This window comes from Pradoshia sp. TA40_28, from assembly GCF_059694525.1.
The window spans coordinates 19,748-34,703 of sequence record NZ_JCATZO010000018.1 but is presented as its reverse complement, the minus strand read 5'-3'; the positions used below and the strand labels follow the sequence as shown (position 1 = coordinate 34,703).

Annotated in this window: 11 protein-coding genes; 4 read left to right on the top strand and 7 right to left on the bottom strand. The window is 38.5% G+C overall.

From position 1 onward, the window contains the following. Positions 1-363: 363 nt before the first annotated feature. Entirely contained in the window at positions 364-1,245 is an 882-nt protein-coding gene (locus tag AC58NB_RS16670; RefSeq protein ID WP_497427925.1) for a nucleotidyltransferase-like protein, read from the bottom strand. 139 nt (positions 1,246-1,384) lie between these two features. On the opposite strand from AC58NB_RS16670, the gene AC58NB_RS16665 reads away from it, so the two are divergent. Further along, a complete protein-coding gene (locus AC58NB_RS16665; protein WP_497427924.1) occupies positions 1,385-1,741 on the top strand; it encodes a YgzB family protein in 357 nt (118 codons plus the stop codon). A gap of 62 nt (positions 1,742-1,803) precedes the next feature. Here the strand turns inward: AC58NB_RS16665 and perR are convergent, their stop codons facing one another. From perR to AC58NB_RS16635, 6 genes are all read right to left on the bottom strand, one after another. Then, on the bottom strand, positions 1,804-2,247 hold the full coding sequence (gene perR, locus AC58NB_RS16660) for a peroxide-responsive transcriptional repressor PerR (protein ID WP_497427923.1): 444 nt from the start codon (positions 2,245-2,247) through the stop codon (positions 1,804-1,806). A gap of 126 nt (positions 2,248-2,373) precedes the next feature. Then, positions 2,374-2,925: a cob(I)yrinic acid a,c-diamide adenosyltransferase gene (locus tag AC58NB_RS16655; protein ID WP_497427922.1), complete on the bottom strand. Its 552-nt coding sequence runs from the start codon at positions 2,923-2,925 to the stop codon at positions 2,374-2,376. A 1-nt stretch (position 2,926) separates the two neighbouring features. Next, positions 2,927-3,883: a D-2-hydroxyacid dehydrogenase gene (locus AC58NB_RS16650; RefSeq protein WP_497427921.1), complete on the bottom strand. Its 957-nt coding sequence runs from the start codon at positions 3,881-3,883 to the stop codon at positions 2,927-2,929. A 500-nt stretch (positions 3,884-4,383) separates the two neighbouring features. Then, on the bottom strand, positions 4,384-5,499 hold the full coding sequence (locus tag AC58NB_RS16645) for an aminopeptidase (protein WP_497427920.1): 1,116 nt from the start codon (positions 5,497-5,499) through the stop codon (positions 4,384-4,386). 121 nt (positions 5,500-5,620) lie between these two features. Beyond that, on the bottom strand, positions 5,621-6,091 hold the full coding sequence (gene bcp, locus AC58NB_RS16640) for a thioredoxin-dependent thiol peroxidase (RefSeq protein ID WP_497427919.1): 471 nt from the start codon (positions 6,089-6,091) through the stop codon (positions 5,621-5,623). Between the two features lie 66 nt (positions 6,092-6,157). Then, positions 6,158-6,574, bottom strand: a complete 417-nt coding sequence (locus tag AC58NB_RS16635) for an ion channel (protein ID WP_497427918.1) — start codon at positions 6,572-6,574, stop codon at positions 6,158-6,160. A 167-nt stretch (positions 6,575-6,741) separates the two neighbouring features. Between AC58NB_RS16635 and AC58NB_RS16630 the strand changes: the two genes are divergently transcribed. The 3 genes from AC58NB_RS16630 (at position 6,742) to AC58NB_RS16620 (ending at position 14,689) form a co-directional block, all read left to right on the top strand. Next, positions 6,742-8,034: a glutamate-1-semialdehyde 2,1-aminomutase gene (locus tag AC58NB_RS16630; RefSeq protein ID WP_497427917.1), complete on the top strand. Its 1,293-nt coding sequence runs from the start codon at positions 6,742-6,744 to the stop codon at positions 8,032-8,034. 323 nt (positions 8,035-8,357) lie between these two features. Beyond that, positions 8,358-12,836, top strand: a complete 4,479-nt coding sequence (locus AC58NB_RS16625; protein ID WP_497427916.1) for a glutamate synthase-related protein — start codon at positions 8,358-8,360, stop codon at positions 12,834-12,836. A 770-nt stretch (positions 12,837-13,606) separates the two neighbouring features. After that, entirely contained in the window at positions 13,607-14,689 is a 1,083-nt protein-coding gene (locus AC58NB_RS16620) for an FUSC family protein (protein WP_497427915.1), read from the top strand. The last annotated feature ends 267 nt before the right edge of the window (positions 14,690-14,956 follow it).

Below are 14,956 nucleotides of genomic sequence, written 5' to 3'. Positions count from 1 at the left end.
ACTCTCCATAAGATGTTTGATCTAGCTATTTTTTAAAGCAAATTGACGAGATTTTAAAAATCTCTTATTTTAGACTTACTTGGCGTTTCGTTTTGTTTAGTTTTCAAAGAACAATCTGTCGTGTTAGCGACTTTTACATTATATCAAGATAGCTTTTCGATGTCAAGCATTTCTTTTAATGTAATTTGCTAACATTTTTAAATCATTGTCGCAAAAATGCGACTGTCTTATCATATCATTGCTGACCTCGTAAGTCAACAACTTTTTTAAAGTTTTTTTATCGCCGTATCACTCCGAAATGTTTATCGCAGCAGCGACGTTTATTAATATATCATCCTTAAATCATTTGGTCAATATAATTTTTTAAATTTCTTTATGAATTTTATAATACCTGTGAAAAAGCTTCGCTCCCTTAGTCTTTTCAAATACAACATCAATGTAGCCACGATCAATCAAATACTCGAGTAATATCCTTAAATCTTCTCCGTAATAACGTAATTCTCTATGAGAATACAATTCATCGAATGACCAATATCTTTCTTCTTTTTCACCTATAATTTCTACTATATGCCCAGCCCCAGATTCTGTTCTTGTATGAATAAAAAAATCACTAACGAGGAAAAGAAGCTCCAATCTTTGTTTAAGACTTTCTTCACTATAAACCAACTCTTCATACAGTTTATAAATATCAGGCCCTATTTGTTTAACCTGATTCCATACGGTTACTTCAGGATAAAATCCTTTTTCAATGATTTCTAATCTCGCAAGATGGTGAAGGGCGTGGATAATCTGATTATACGCATCTAATGAATCTCCCTGATCAAATAGCTCTTTCCCATCCATATAACTACGTATGAGTCTTGCAAATTCTATTCCCTTTTTTATCTTCCTTCCATAGAACGGAAACTCATTTAATTCTCTTTTTAAAGATGCCAAGTAATCATTACGGTCAAACAGGACCTTTCCATTATAAATCCAATCAATAATTTTTTTATTATTACCCAGTAGCCTCCACTCATTTAACTTTTCTTCTGTTACGATGTGGAGTGCTGCTTTTTTATCTTCATACGCATAATGTTTAATATAGACCGGTTGCTTATCCTTACTATCCGTAATGATCAATAGGATGTAATCAAATGTATCTGTAACGGGACTTTCCGATGAATTTTTCTCAACTAATAAAACTCCTTTTGTATCCGGATTACTAGCTCTTTCTTGATAAACGGGTCTTAGAATATTTTCCATGGTCCATTCCTCCACAATTTATTCACTCTTATTATCTATTCAACAATATTCGACAAACTCCTGCCACTATTTTGATATCTAATGTTATTAAATCCACTGGATAATATGGTATATTATAGAAGAAAAAGGGGGATACACGGTGGCAAAGTACTCGAGTAAAATTAATAAAATACGAACATTTGCACTTAGCTTGATCTTTATAGGTTTTATTATAATGTACGCTGGAATTTTCTTTAGAAACTCACCGCTCATGATGACTATTTTTATGGTACTTGGGCTATTGTCTATTATTGCTAGTATGGTCGTATATTTCTGGATAGGAATGCTATCAACTAAAGCTGTACAGGTTGTATGCCCAAATTGCAATAAATATACGAAAATATTAGGTAGAGTGGATATGTGTATGTATTGTAAAGAACCATTAACACTTGATAAAGACTTAGAAGGAAAAGAATTCAACGAAGATTACAATAAGAAAAAGTTAAAAAATAAATAAAAGAAAAAGCTGGCAATGAGCCAGCTTTTTCTTTTATTTATCCATTATCAATATTTAAATGATTAATGTACTTCTTTAGCAGAACAGTCTGGACAATCACCATAGATCTCCATACGGTGATGTGTTACTTTGAAACCTGCAACATGCGAGGCAAGATGTTCTACTTCATCAAGACCCGGATAATGAAAATCAACTATTTTTCCACACTTTTCGCATATAATATGATAATGATCTGATGATACAAAATCAAATCGACTGGATGAGTCTCCGTACGTCAACTCTTTTACTAAGCCAACCTCTTTAAACACACGCAAATTGTTATATACTGTTGCTACGCTCATATTAGGAAATTTACCTTCCAACGCCTTGTATATTTCATCAGCTGTTGGATGCGCATGGGCAGTAATTATATACTCGAGTATGGCATGACGTTGCGGAGTCATGCGGACACCAGTTTGTTTCAAAGTATCTAACGCTTCTTTTAGTTGTGGTTGAGACACCGTCATGCACTCCTTTTTTATCTATTCTCACTTTATAATTGTTATAATAAGTTTACTTGATGATCAGTTGAGTTGTCAATATTTCCAGCATTTCACACCAATATATTATATCAATGTGTTGGAAACCCTTACTCAAGAATTATGTAAAGTTGGTTCCATTTTCCCCAATTTATAGTTTACATATCTAGCAATGATAAACAGGAGGTCGGATAACCTATTCAAATATTTTAGAACTAAAGGGTTTACCTCTTCTCCAAGAGCAACCGTATTTCTTTCCGCTCTGCGTATTACTGTTCTGGCTACATGAAATGCCGCGCCAGCAGGATGGCCTCCCGGGAGTATGAAATTTGTGAATGGGGGTAACTCCTCATTCAGTTCATCAATATAAGCTTCCATTTCGTCAATCGACTCTGCCTTTAGTACCCAACCAACTTTTTTTCCGTATGGAGTGGCCAATTCTGCCCCAACATGAAATAAATCAGTTTGGATCTTATGAAACTCCACTAACAATTTTTCTTTACCCGAGAAATTTACATCATTTAAATAACTAAGCCCCAACCCAATCATAGAATTCCCTTCATCGCAGGTTCCATACGCTTCAACACGTTGGTCAGTTTTGGATACACGTGTTCCATAAACTAGAGAGGTTTGTCCCTTGTCACCTGTTTTCGTATAAATTTTCATCTTAATACCCCTTCCTTATATCAATTCTATTCACATAATCATCATGCTTATGATTAATAAACCGCTGAAAGTTCTCTTCAAATATAGTAAATGCGCGAGGTAAGTATTTTTTTGAACTACTCGAAGTATGTGGTGTAATGGTTAGATTTGGATAAGACCAAAGCTCGCTGTTTTTATTCAAGGGTTCATCCGGAAAAACATCAAGCACCATATGACCGATCACTTGATCATTCAACACCTCATGAATTGTCTCTTCTTTCATTAAATCTCCACGGCCAATATTGATAAACATCGCGTCGTTCTTCATCAATTCAAAGTGTTTGTATTTTAAAAGGCCCTTAGTTTCCGAAGTACTCGGTAGTACAGACACAATAAAATCTGCATTCGGTAGGGTATCCTCAATTTGAGACACTTTGATAGTATCATCAAAATATGAGCTAGGGGAATTACCACTACGATTCATACCAATCGTGTTCATTCGAAAAGATTTGCCTAATCTGGCTATTTCATTCCCAATTGCACCAGTACCCAATACGAGAAGAGTTTTCTCATTAAGCTCACCAAAGGGGAGCTTCTTATTCCATATATGATTACTTTTATTTACTGCCATTGTCGGAAATTGCTTTATATAAGAAAGCATCATTCCCATTACATACTCTGCCATCGGAATGGCATGAATCCCTCTTGCATTTGTAACCATTATATCCCTTTCCCTAATGGGATCAAAAGGTAATTTCTCTAGCCCAGCTGACATAACGCTGATCCATTTCAAATTCGAGGCCTCGTTCATTAGTTCTTCATCGAGATCTTCTCCATATGTAATGAGCACATCCATTTCATTAATCAAAGATCCTGCATTTTTCATACCTTTACAAAAGTGAAACTCATACCCCTTGTACGATTCAACCAAACGCTCCCGAATCTCCGCCGGAGGATAAATTGTAGAAACAATCTTCATCCAAAAACCCCCTTTATCTACCTAACATAATAACATCTTTTCCCAAAAGAAGAAGCTGAAGGGCCTTGGTCAGGAGTGAGGTGCATAAGACGAAGACACGTAGGGGACGGGTCTCCCCCGCAGTGACTTTGCTTATGTCCCGAACTCCTAGGTCCTGAAGCTGGATTATATAAAAAGCTGAAACGGCTTGCCCAGAAGTGAGGAGCATAAGACAGGGCCTTGGAAGGAGGCGTTCTTTCCTCCTGCAAAGGCCATGCTTATGTCCTGAACTTCTAGCCGTTGAAGCTAGATTAAATAAGAAGCTGAGACGACTGAATTAAGGAACGAAAACTAAATACACCACGTCCTGTGGCAACATACTTGTTCTTACAATAAAAAAACGGACAGCTAGTTCATCTGCTGTCCTTCAATGTTGTATGAGGAGGTATTCCCTGATTCTATCCTATTCAAAATAGCTTGTTGTGCTTGGTCTTTTGCCGTGATTTTATAAAAACAGACTGTTATTGCTCTAAAAGTGAAGCAGGATTTAATCCTTTTAATTCAGGGTGTACAAATACTCCATCTTTCCTGATCAATTGTCCATCAAAATAGATTTCCCCTCCGCCAAATTCAGGTCGTTGAATAAGCACCATATCCCAATGGATAGAAGATACATTGCCATTGTCGGCAGCTTTATAGGCTAGGCCTGGAGTAAAGTGAAGGCTCCCGCAAATTTTCTCATCAAATAAAATATCTCCCATCGGATTTTTAATCAATGGGTTGACTCCCAATGCAAATTCCCCAATATAACGGGCACCTTCGTCGATATCCAAGATTTTATTAAGTTTGTCCTCTTGGTCCGCTTTGGCTTCAATTATTTTTCCATCTTTAAACGTCAAGCGAATATCTCTAAAGGTAGTCCCTTGATAAGGACAAGGCGTATTATAGGTAATGGTTCCATTCACGCTGTTTTTAACAGGTGCTGTATACACTTCTCCATCCGGTATATTTCTTTCCCCAAAACACATCACTGCTGGAATTTCTTTAATAGAAAAAGAAAGGTTCGTTCCCGGTGAAATAATCCGCACTTGATCCGTTTGTTCCATTAATGCCTTCAACGGCTCCATAGCCTCCTGCATTTTGGCATAATCAATTGCACAAACATCAAGCAGAAAATCTTCAAATTGAGTTGTACTCATCCCTGCTTTTTGAGCCAGTGATTTAGTTGGATAGTTCATTAATACCCAACGACAATTATTAATATAATAATCAACGACTGGCTTCATTACTTTTCCACTGAGCTGAAATTTTTCTGATGGAATCTCAGCAAATTCCGCATCATTCTCTTCACCAACCACAACAATAACAGCATCCATATCTTTGAATTTCTTCATGTCCCAATTAGCCATAATTTCGAGCTGTTCCTGACTATACCCTTTCGCTACATGTTTATGAATTTCATCATCCAGCATTTGAACAAACGGATAGGCTCCAAGCTCGTAAGCTTGATCGACTAATTCTATCAGTAGCGGTTTGGTAATGTAGTGGCCTTCTATCAATACTTTTTCACCCTTCTCCAATCGAACTGAGTGGGTAAGAAGTTGTCTTGCTAATTTTTTAATTCGTGGATCTCTCATACTTTTTCCACCCCTTTTCTAGGTTAATGTAATCCCTATTAATAAATATACATACTTTCCTCTGCTTATCCTTTAGTTTTAAAAAAAGCAGGCATAAAAAATGCCTGCTACATACGTTCTATTAGGATAATTCATTTTTAATAAAGGTTAAAGCCTCTTCCACATGCCCTTTTACCTTCACCTTTCGCCACTCTTTTACCACCGTACCCTCTTTATTAATGACGAATGTAGACCGCTCGGTTCCCATATATTCATTTCCAAAATTCTTTTTCAATACCCATACACCATATGCTTTAGATAATGTATGATCGGGATCTGATAACAATAAAAACGGAAGGTTATGCTTCGTTTTAAATTTTTCATGCTTGTCCACCGGATCAGGACTAACTCCAACAATAATCGTATCCAATTCTGCAAATGAAGCATGACTTTCTCTGAAATCACAGGCTTCAGTCGTGCAACCCGGTGTCATATCTTTAGGATAAAAATATAAGACCACGTTTTTTCCCTTGAAATCAGCTAATGTAACCTCTTGGCCATTATTTCCCTGCAGCTTAAATTCTGGTGCCTTGTTACCAACTAAATTACTCATAAGCTCACTCCCTTAGTTTGTTAAAAAATTTAGAAACAAATCGTTCTATCATAACTATACCTAATTTTAGTTCATTTTTGCATGATCAAAGTCAATAGCCGTCCTTACTACAAAGGCAGCTGGCAAAGCATAACCAATTAAAGCTTCAAGCGACGCAATCCATCTGCCAAATCCCACAGGAACCATGTCTCCGTAACCAACAGAGAGCAGGGTCATTGTACTAAAATAGAAGGAAGAAGCAAGTTTCGTTAAAATTCCTCCCACTACAGGTAGCCCGTTTAAATGAATAACTGGTCCAAATTTTATTTCCAACAGGACATACAATAATCCAAAACCTATTAGTATTGTGAAGTACACCGTAATGATCCAATAAAGATAATCAAGTGAAATCCGTTCAGTCCTGGTTGGGTCGGTTGGCATCAATAGACCTCTTAAGCTCATTAGTAATGTAATAATGACTGCAAAAAATAGGATATAGAACAAAGGTAACACCCCTTTTTATCATGAACAACATTTGTAATATATACGCTTATATAGGCATACCTATGATTGCTTGTATGTGAATCAATTGGAATGAATGGATCACAATGTACAAGTAAATAATTCCAGTGCTACAATATAGCAGGTAAAGATGAAAGGGGAAATATAGAATGAATCACGCTCAATCAGAAACATTGCATACTGAAGCTATGCAACACATCGTTGGCGGTGTCAACTCACCATCCAGATCTTTCAAGGCTGTTGGCGGAGGATCGCCAGTAGCAATGGAGAGAGCAAAGGGTGCTTATTTTTGGGATGTTGACGGCAATCAATATATTGATTACCTTGCTGCCTATGGACCTATCATTACTGGACATGCCCATCCACATATCACAGAAGCTATTACAAAGGCAGCTGAAAATGGCGTCCTTTATGGGACTCCCACTCCCTTTGAAGTGAAATTTGCAAAGATGCTTAAAGAGGCTATCCCTTCAATGGATAAAGTGCGATTTACAAACTCTGGAACCGAATCAGTTATGACAACGATCCGTGTAGCAAGAGCCTATACAGGAAGAGATAAAATCATTAAATTCGCAGGCTGTTATCACGGACATTCCGATCTTGTTTTAGTAGCTGCCGGATCCGGCCCTTCTACACTTGGTACTCCAGATTCAGCCGGTGTACCAAAAAGTATCGCACAGGAAGTTATCACTGTTCCTTTTAATGATATAGATGCTTATAAGGAAGCAATCAATAAGTGGGGAAATGAAATTGCAGCTGTTTTGGTTGAACCGATTGTCGGTAACTTTGGTATTGTTGAGCCTAAACCCGGTTTTCTAGAAGCTGTTAATGACATTACTCATGCAGCAGGAGCACTTGTTATTTATGATGAAGTAATTACGGCTTTCCGCTTTATGTATGGTGGTGCCCAAAATCTCCTTGGTGTGGAGCCTGATATGACTGCACTTGGAAAAATAATCGGCGGTGGGTTGCCAATTGGTGCTTATGGCGGAAAGAAAGAAATTATGGAAACTGTTGCTCCCCTTGGACCTGCCTATCAAGCAGGCACAATGGCTGGAAATCCAGCTTCCATGTTAGCTGGAATGGCATGCCTTGAAGTATTGAAAGAAGAAGGCGTATATGAACGCCTTGACCAACTTGGTATGAAACTGGAGCAAGGGATCCTTCAGGCAGCCGAAGAACATAATGTTTCTATTAAAGTTAATCGTTTAAAAGGTGCTTTGACGGTTTATTTTACTGATTCCACTGATGAGATTAGTAATTATGCTCAAGCAGAAGCTACGAATAGTGAAGTATTCGGACGGTTCTTTAAACTTATGCTTGAACAAGGCATAAATTTGGCACCATCAAAATATGAAGCATGGTTTTTAACAACCGCTCACACAGAAGCCGATATAGAAGCAACCATTAAGGCAGTACATCACGCATTCAAATCATTATAAATACAATAAGATGAATAAATATACACATTATCAATTCTGCTTTTGGTAGCAGAATTGATAATAACCCCTTTTAGTAAGCGCTTACATAAAGATTTTTCGATTTTAATAACCATATAATGTTTATTTTTCAATAAAACGTAATGTATATTTAATTGATTTCTGAAAATTCTAATGATAATATAAATCTACTAGTTACTGATTATTCAAAACCCTCAAAATCTGTATTTCCTTCCTCATCAGTTTTCCAAAGTAAACAAAAACCACAAGTTAAAGCAGGAGGTGAACCGGCATCGAATAGGCGCAAGCTTATAGTTGCCTAATTTATGAACCCAAAATGGAGTCCTAGTACGTTTATCAATTACCGTGAATCAGAACATGATGCTTGCGGAATTATTGCATGTATTGAAAAGAAAAGAATACCTACTCGAGATAATATTTTTGCGTGTATTGATGCCCTGGTTACCATGAATCATCGGGCCGGTTTTATAAACGGTGAAGGTGATGGTGTTGGTATTCACATAGATATCCCCCGTCTTTTATGGAAAGAGAAGCTAAAAAACTCGGGTGCAGATGCTGCTTTGGCTGATCATACTCATTTTGTAGTGGGCCACTTTTTTATTAAACGTGAGGCGGAGAAACAACAAACTATTGAGGAAATAATCAAACTAGCAAACGAAAAAGATTTAAAAGTGATCTATGTATCTGATGAAGCCTATTCTACTGATGCATTAGGTCCAATAGCTTTACAGGAAAATCCTATTTTTCTACAAATCGCTTTTATGGCAAATGAAGATTTAAGCGAACCCACATTAACAACATTGTTATTTGATTTAACGATCACAATCGAGAAAAACAACCACATCCATGTATCATCGCTCAGTCAATATCATGCCATATACAAAGTGATGGGTGCTGGAGATATTTTACCTAAATATTATCCAGACCTAGCAAGTCCATTAGTCGCTTCGACAATGACGCTTGGTCATAATCGTTACTGTACAAACACACTATCCAGTTTCTTTCGTGTTCAACCATTTAGTGTCCTTGGCCATAACGGTGAAATCAATACAATTGCCAAATTGCGCGACGAAGCAAGTATGATCGGTGTTCCATTAGTAGATGGCGGCAGCGATTCACAAGATTTAAGTCGCACATTGGAGACATTCATTTATCGTGAAGGGTTCTCTTTATTTGAAGCGCTTGATATTATCTTCCCTCCAATAATTAATGAAATAAAGGAATATTCGCATGACCTTCAGGATTTATATACTTATTTGCGTGAAAGCTGGGGCCATTTTGCACAAGGCCCGGCAGGTATTATTTCCCGTCACGGGGATGAAGCTGCTTTCTCTGTGGATTCACTTGGACTACGTCCACTTTGGATGATGGAAACGTCAACCTCTTATTTGTTTGGGTCTGAGCCGGGTGTTATTTCAACAACAGAATATGTAGCTGATCCCAAACCAATTGGTCCGGGAGAAAAGGTTGGATTAAAGTGGAATGGAGATTCAATAGAACTATATGAATATACCTCTTACCAGGAGGAAGTTTATAAACGGTTTAGCGATCGACTCAACTTTAAAGAAGCTTGCATACGCTTAACACCTCCTGATGTCAAAAAAGGAATTGTTGCACAGGAAGATGCGAAAATCCAAAATGGACAATATAAAGCGTTTGGATGGGAACGAGACCATATTCAGCTTATTGAGCAAATGGCTGAAAAAGGCGCTGAGCCAATCCGTTCACTTGGGCATGATGCTCCTCTGGCAGCACTCAACTCAGATCGTAAAAATATTGCAGACTTTATTAAAGAAAGTGTAGCAGTTGTTACAAATCCGGCCATTGACCGTGACCGGGAAATGGAACACTTTTCTACGCGTACAGTTATTGGTAAACGCCCTTCCTTGTTTACAAATAAACCAACATTAAACACAGTGATTGAGTTATTAACACCTCTTCTAGCTGAAGGAAAAGCTGGACAGGATTGTGCACAATTTGTAAAACAGCCTTCTTATGAACAGATACAACAATTATTTATGGATACTCAGGAATTACAAACGATATCCATGACATTTTCTGATGATGAAACGATCAAGGAAGCTCTGGATCGAATCAGTCAACAGGCTCTTACCGCTGTTTCAGAAGGGTGCGTTCTTCTCTGCCTGGATGATGAATTGGCTCATAAAGAAGGACATTTATGGATTGATCCCACCCTTGTTGTCGCTGAAGTCGATAAAGTTTTAGGAAAAGCCGATAAACGCAGAGATTGCTCCATTCTGGTACGCTCTGCAGCGATTCGTAATCTGCATGATATTATGGTTATTTATGGTTTAGGAGCTAACTTGATTAACCCCTATTATCTATTCCGTACCGTTACAGATGAACAGCCTAAACCAGTTATCAATCTATATAACTCTTTAACGAAAGGGTTAGAAAAAGTAATTTCAACCCTTGGCATTCACGAACTTCGTGGTTATGGACGTTTATTCTCCTCTATCGGATTGCATGAAGAAATTGCTGAGACACTCAAAATTGTGAACTTTTTTGGCTCTAATCAGTTAATCTATCAATTCGATCAATTAAAGGAAGATGCGAAACAGCGTGCAATAGACTATGCCAATGATAAAGAACGGGTCGGCAAGACTTTCCATCTGTTTCCCCGAATCTGGAAAGCAATTGGTGATGTAGCTTCGACAGGAGATTATCAGGCTTATGGTGAAAAAATCTCAGAACAAGAAGAACAAAATCCGACGACTATCCGTCATTTAACAGATTTTAAGAAAGTCGATCAAACCATTGATCCAGGAACAGTCGACATTGGAGTTGGTGAACATAGTCTTCCATTTGTGATTTCGTCAATGTCTTTTGGTTCACAAAATGAAACAGCTTTCCGTGCCTATGCTGAAGGGGCGGATCGCCTCAATATGATTAGCATGAATGGTGAAGGTGGAGAGATCAAAGACATGCTAGGCAAATACCCACGCACGCGCGGTCAGCAAATAGCCTCAGGTCGTTTTGGTGTAAATGCGGAATTATTGAATTCCTCCAATTTACTTGAAATCAAAATTGGCCAAGGAGCTAAACCAGGTGAAGGCGGTCACCTGCCAGGTTCTAAAGTAACGTCAAAAATTGCTGAAGCACGTAATGCAACAATTGGCTCAGATTTGATTTCACCATCAAACAATCATGATATCTATTCAATTGAAGATTTAGCCCAAATGATCCATGAGTTAAAAACAGCCAATGACCAAGCAAAAGTAGCTGTTAAAGTACCTGTCGTTCCAAACATAGGCACAATTGCTGTAGGGATTGCAAAAGCCGGAGCTGATATCATCACACTAAGCGGTTTTGATGGTGGTACCGGAGCTGCTCGTATTCATGCCCTTCAAAATGTTGGTTTACCAGTAGAAATTGGTGTTAAAGCGGCCCATAATGCTTTACTGGAGGCCGGGCTTAGACAAGATGTCGAGCTTTGGGCTGATGGTGGCCTTAAAAGTGCAAAAGATGTACTCAAGGTTATGCTTTTAGGCGCAAATCGTGTAGGTTTTGGAACACTATCTATGATCGCAATCGGATGTACAACATGCAGGGGTTGCCATCTTGACACATGTCATGTAGGAATTGCTACACAAATTGATTCTGAAGCTGAAGCTAAAGAACATGGCTTACGAAGATTTGTTCCAAGGCAATTTGATTTAGCAGTCCAAGGAATCATCAACCTCTTCACCGCCTTTGGCAATGAATTAAAAACACTTGCAGCTGAACTTGGAATTACTAATCTCCAAGATGCAGTCGGACGATCCGATTTATTGGTTCAAACAAAAGGAAAAGAAATGTTAGATTTAACATACTTACTTAAAATGATTGAACTTGGCCAGGTGACACATCTGGAAGCTGCTGCTTCAAGGGATGAGCTAGTCGTTCAAATGGCTGCTGTTGGAGCTGAATATTTGGATGCCAGTGTAAATAATTTGCATCAGTCCAGACAATATAAAAATATTAATTCTATACAGCGTGTTCTTGGAAGCCGTGTTTCCTGTCATCGAGTACGAGGCAGACTGGACGGTTCCTACACCAACATGGAACCTGTTAATCTTACTTATCAAGGTTCTATACCAGGAAACGGCTTAGGAGCTTACAATACAGAAGGAATCACAATTACAGTGGATGGTGGCTCTCAGGATGGTACCGGTAAAACTTCATTCGGTGGAATAATTGCGATTCTAAAAGGGATAGGCAAAGATGGAAACTATTATAATGGGTCCGTCGGAAAAGGATTTGGCTATGGTGCCCAAAAAGGGTTATTGATTGCCCAGGGTGATGCTGATGCACGTGCAGGAATCCGCCTATCAGGTGCTGATATGATTATCGGTGGTTCCTTAAAACGGGATATACCTGAGCAAGAAAACGGGAACATTGGTGTCTATTCAAACATTAAAGGCTTTGCCTTTGAATATATGACAAATGGCCGTGGACTTGTCCTTGGAGACCCAGGTCCTTGGATTTGTGCAGGAATGACAGGCGGCGTTATTTACCAACGTTACTTACCGGAACGCGGTTTAACCAAAGACGCGATCCAACGACGGATTGCCAAAGGAGCCCTTGTCTCTGTTGAAAAATTAAATGAAACAGGCATTGACGATATAACCGAACTACTCACAAATTATATCGCCATTCTAAAAGAGAATGGCCAAAACACTGTGGCAGAAGAACTGGCTCAATTGCTCCATAACCCAAGCCAACACTTCATCCAAATCGTCCCAGTCAAAACCCAAGCCGACCCATCTGTGTCTACAGAATAAAAAGCTGAGGCGACTGATTAGGAGCGACAAGCATAAGACAAATATTCGGAGGGAAGGTTCTTCTCCCGTAGAGTATTTGCTTATGACTCGAGCTCCTAGGAGCCGAAGCTGGATTAAGTAAAAAGCTGAAACGACTGCCCAGGCCCGACAAGCATAAGGAGCGGCACGTAGGGAGGCGCTCTTCCCTCCCGCAGTGGCTATCCTTATGACTCGAGGGACTAGGAGTTGAAGCTAGATTGAATAAAAAGCTGAAGGGCCTTGCCCAGACGCGACAAGCATAAGAGGAGGTGCGCAAGGAGAGCGATCTTTCTCTCCCGCAGCAGCTACACTTATGTCTCGAGCGTCTAGGCCCTGAAGCTGGATTTCCTAAAAGCTGAAGGGCCTTGACCAGGAGCATAAGAAAAAGGTACGTAGAGGACGTTTCTCCCCCGCAGTGGCTTTGCTTATGTCCCGAGCTCCTAGGTTCTCCAAGCTATTGTAAAGCTGAAACGAATCAACAAACGAATGTAGAGACCACCCGATTTTTTCGTGGGCGGTCTCTTTTATTCATTCTTAAATTTTCTTATTCTCCTCTAGGTGCTAATAAGCATGATATGGAAAATTACGTGTCAGCTGCATGTCTTTCTGGGTAAAGAGAAAAGTAGTCAAAAGAAGTATTTTACCTGTATATCTTGAACATCTAGGCAAAACCCTGTATAGTACAGTCATGCTTTAGATATAAAGAGAAAAATGACCGTAAGCAACTATGAATAAAGGAAGAGGTAGTTTTTATGAAGGTTGGTGCCCGCGTCTTTAAAACGGGGATAGCCATTGTGATTGCCATTTATGTGGCGACAGCATTTCATGTACCAGCCCCCGTATTAGCCGGTATATCAGCTGTATTTGCTGTTCAGCCTACCATTTACCGTTCGTACAGAACATTAATTGATCAAATCCAAGCAAATATTATCGGATTTCTCATTGCGATTTCGTTTGTATTATTATTTGGTAATGAGCCCTTATTAATAGGGTTGGCTGCCATTATAACAATTGTAATTAACTTACAGCTTAAAAATGAAAACCAACTGACTATTTCACTTGTAACATTAATTTTAATTATGGAGCAACAGGACGGTAATTTTACTGAATTCGCATTTTGGAGAGTCGCTGCCATTCTAATTGGGATACTGTCAGCATTTATCGTAAACCTTGTTTTTCTTCCTCCAAAGTATGAAACAAAACTGTACAAAAGGATCAGCAGTACAACCGACGATATTTTACAATGGATAAGAATCGGTTCTCGAACCTCAACCGAACATTATCTAATGAAAAAAGATATTAAACGTATCAAAGAAAATGTTGCTAAAGCTGATACCCTGTATTCCCTTTATCAAGAAGAACGTGAATCTTACTGGAAAAATACAGTTGCCAAGTCTAGGAAACTTGTAATCTACAGGTATATGATTGCTACTAACAAGCGTGCACTTGATATTTTAAAAAGATTACATCGCTTTGAGAATGAATTCCATCAAATGCCTGAAGATTTTCAAATACAGGTACATCATCAATTAGATTTGTTGTTGAGAAAACATGAACATATTCATCTGAAATTTTTAGGAAAAGTAAAGCCCGGACAAATGCTTGAAGAACCTACTGACAGTTATAATAAACAATTGCTGATTGATATAGTAAAAGGTTTCCGATTAAATACAGACGAAGACTCACCCGTACACTACCATATGGTTACGCTCATCTCTTCTATGCTTGAATATGGTGATTATTTAGAACACCTCGAGATGCTTGTAAACAGCTTTCACTGTTATCACAAAGCAGAGAATAAATCAGTTCAGCTTACCGATGATGATCGATTATAAGTTGTCATTAAAGGACATCCTAAAGGCCAGTAATTACAGCCCTTTAGGATGTCCTTTTTTTATATTCCCGCCTTGCTTCGTCCATACTTTCTCCCCCTCTTTTGTCTCTATGGATTTTACTCAAGGGTAAAAATCGGTAAAGTTATTTCCATCTTCCTTATATATCTTCAAATTCACTATAAAGTCCCTCCAGCTTAACTGAAGTTATCTGTAATATAAAAGGAGGTTTCCCCCATTGAATGAAGAAAACCTCCTTTGAAAGCTTAC

Bases quoted from the DNA above. Each gene is read 5' to 3' on its own strand.
- AC58NB_RS16650 (WP_497427921.1), bottom strand. From the start codon at position 3,883: ATGAAGATTGTTTCTACAATTTATCCTCCGGCGGAGATTCGGGAGCGT.
- AC58NB_RS16670 (WP_497427925.1), bottom strand. From the start codon at position 1,245: ATGGAAAATATTCTAAGACCCGTTTATCAAGAAAGAGCTAGTAATCCG.
- perR (WP_497427923.1), bottom strand. From the start codon at position 2,247: ATGACGGTGTCTCAACCACAACTAAAAGAAGCGTTAGATACTTTGAAA.
- AC58NB_RS16645 (WP_497427920.1), bottom strand. From the start codon at position 5,499: ATGAGAGATCCACGAATTAAAAAATTAGCAAGACAACTTCTTACCCAC.
- AC58NB_RS16620 (WP_497427915.1), top strand. From the start codon at position 13,607: ATGAAGGTTGGTGCCCGCGTCTTTAAAACGGGGATAGCCATTGTGATT.
- AC58NB_RS16655 (WP_497427922.1), bottom strand. From the start codon at position 2,925: ATGAAAATTTATACGAAAACAGGTGACAAGGGACAAACCTCTCTAGTT.
- bcp (WP_497427919.1), bottom strand. From the start codon at position 6,091: ATGAGTAATTTAGTTGGTAACAAGGCACCAGAATTTAAGCTGCAGGGA.
- AC58NB_RS16625 (WP_497427916.1), top strand. From the start codon at position 8,358: ATGAACCCAAAATGGAGTCCTAGTACGTTTATCAATTACCGTGAATCA.
- AC58NB_RS16630 (WP_497427917.1), top strand. From the start codon at position 6,742: ATGAATCACGCTCAATCAGAAACATTGCATACTGAAGCTATGCAACAC.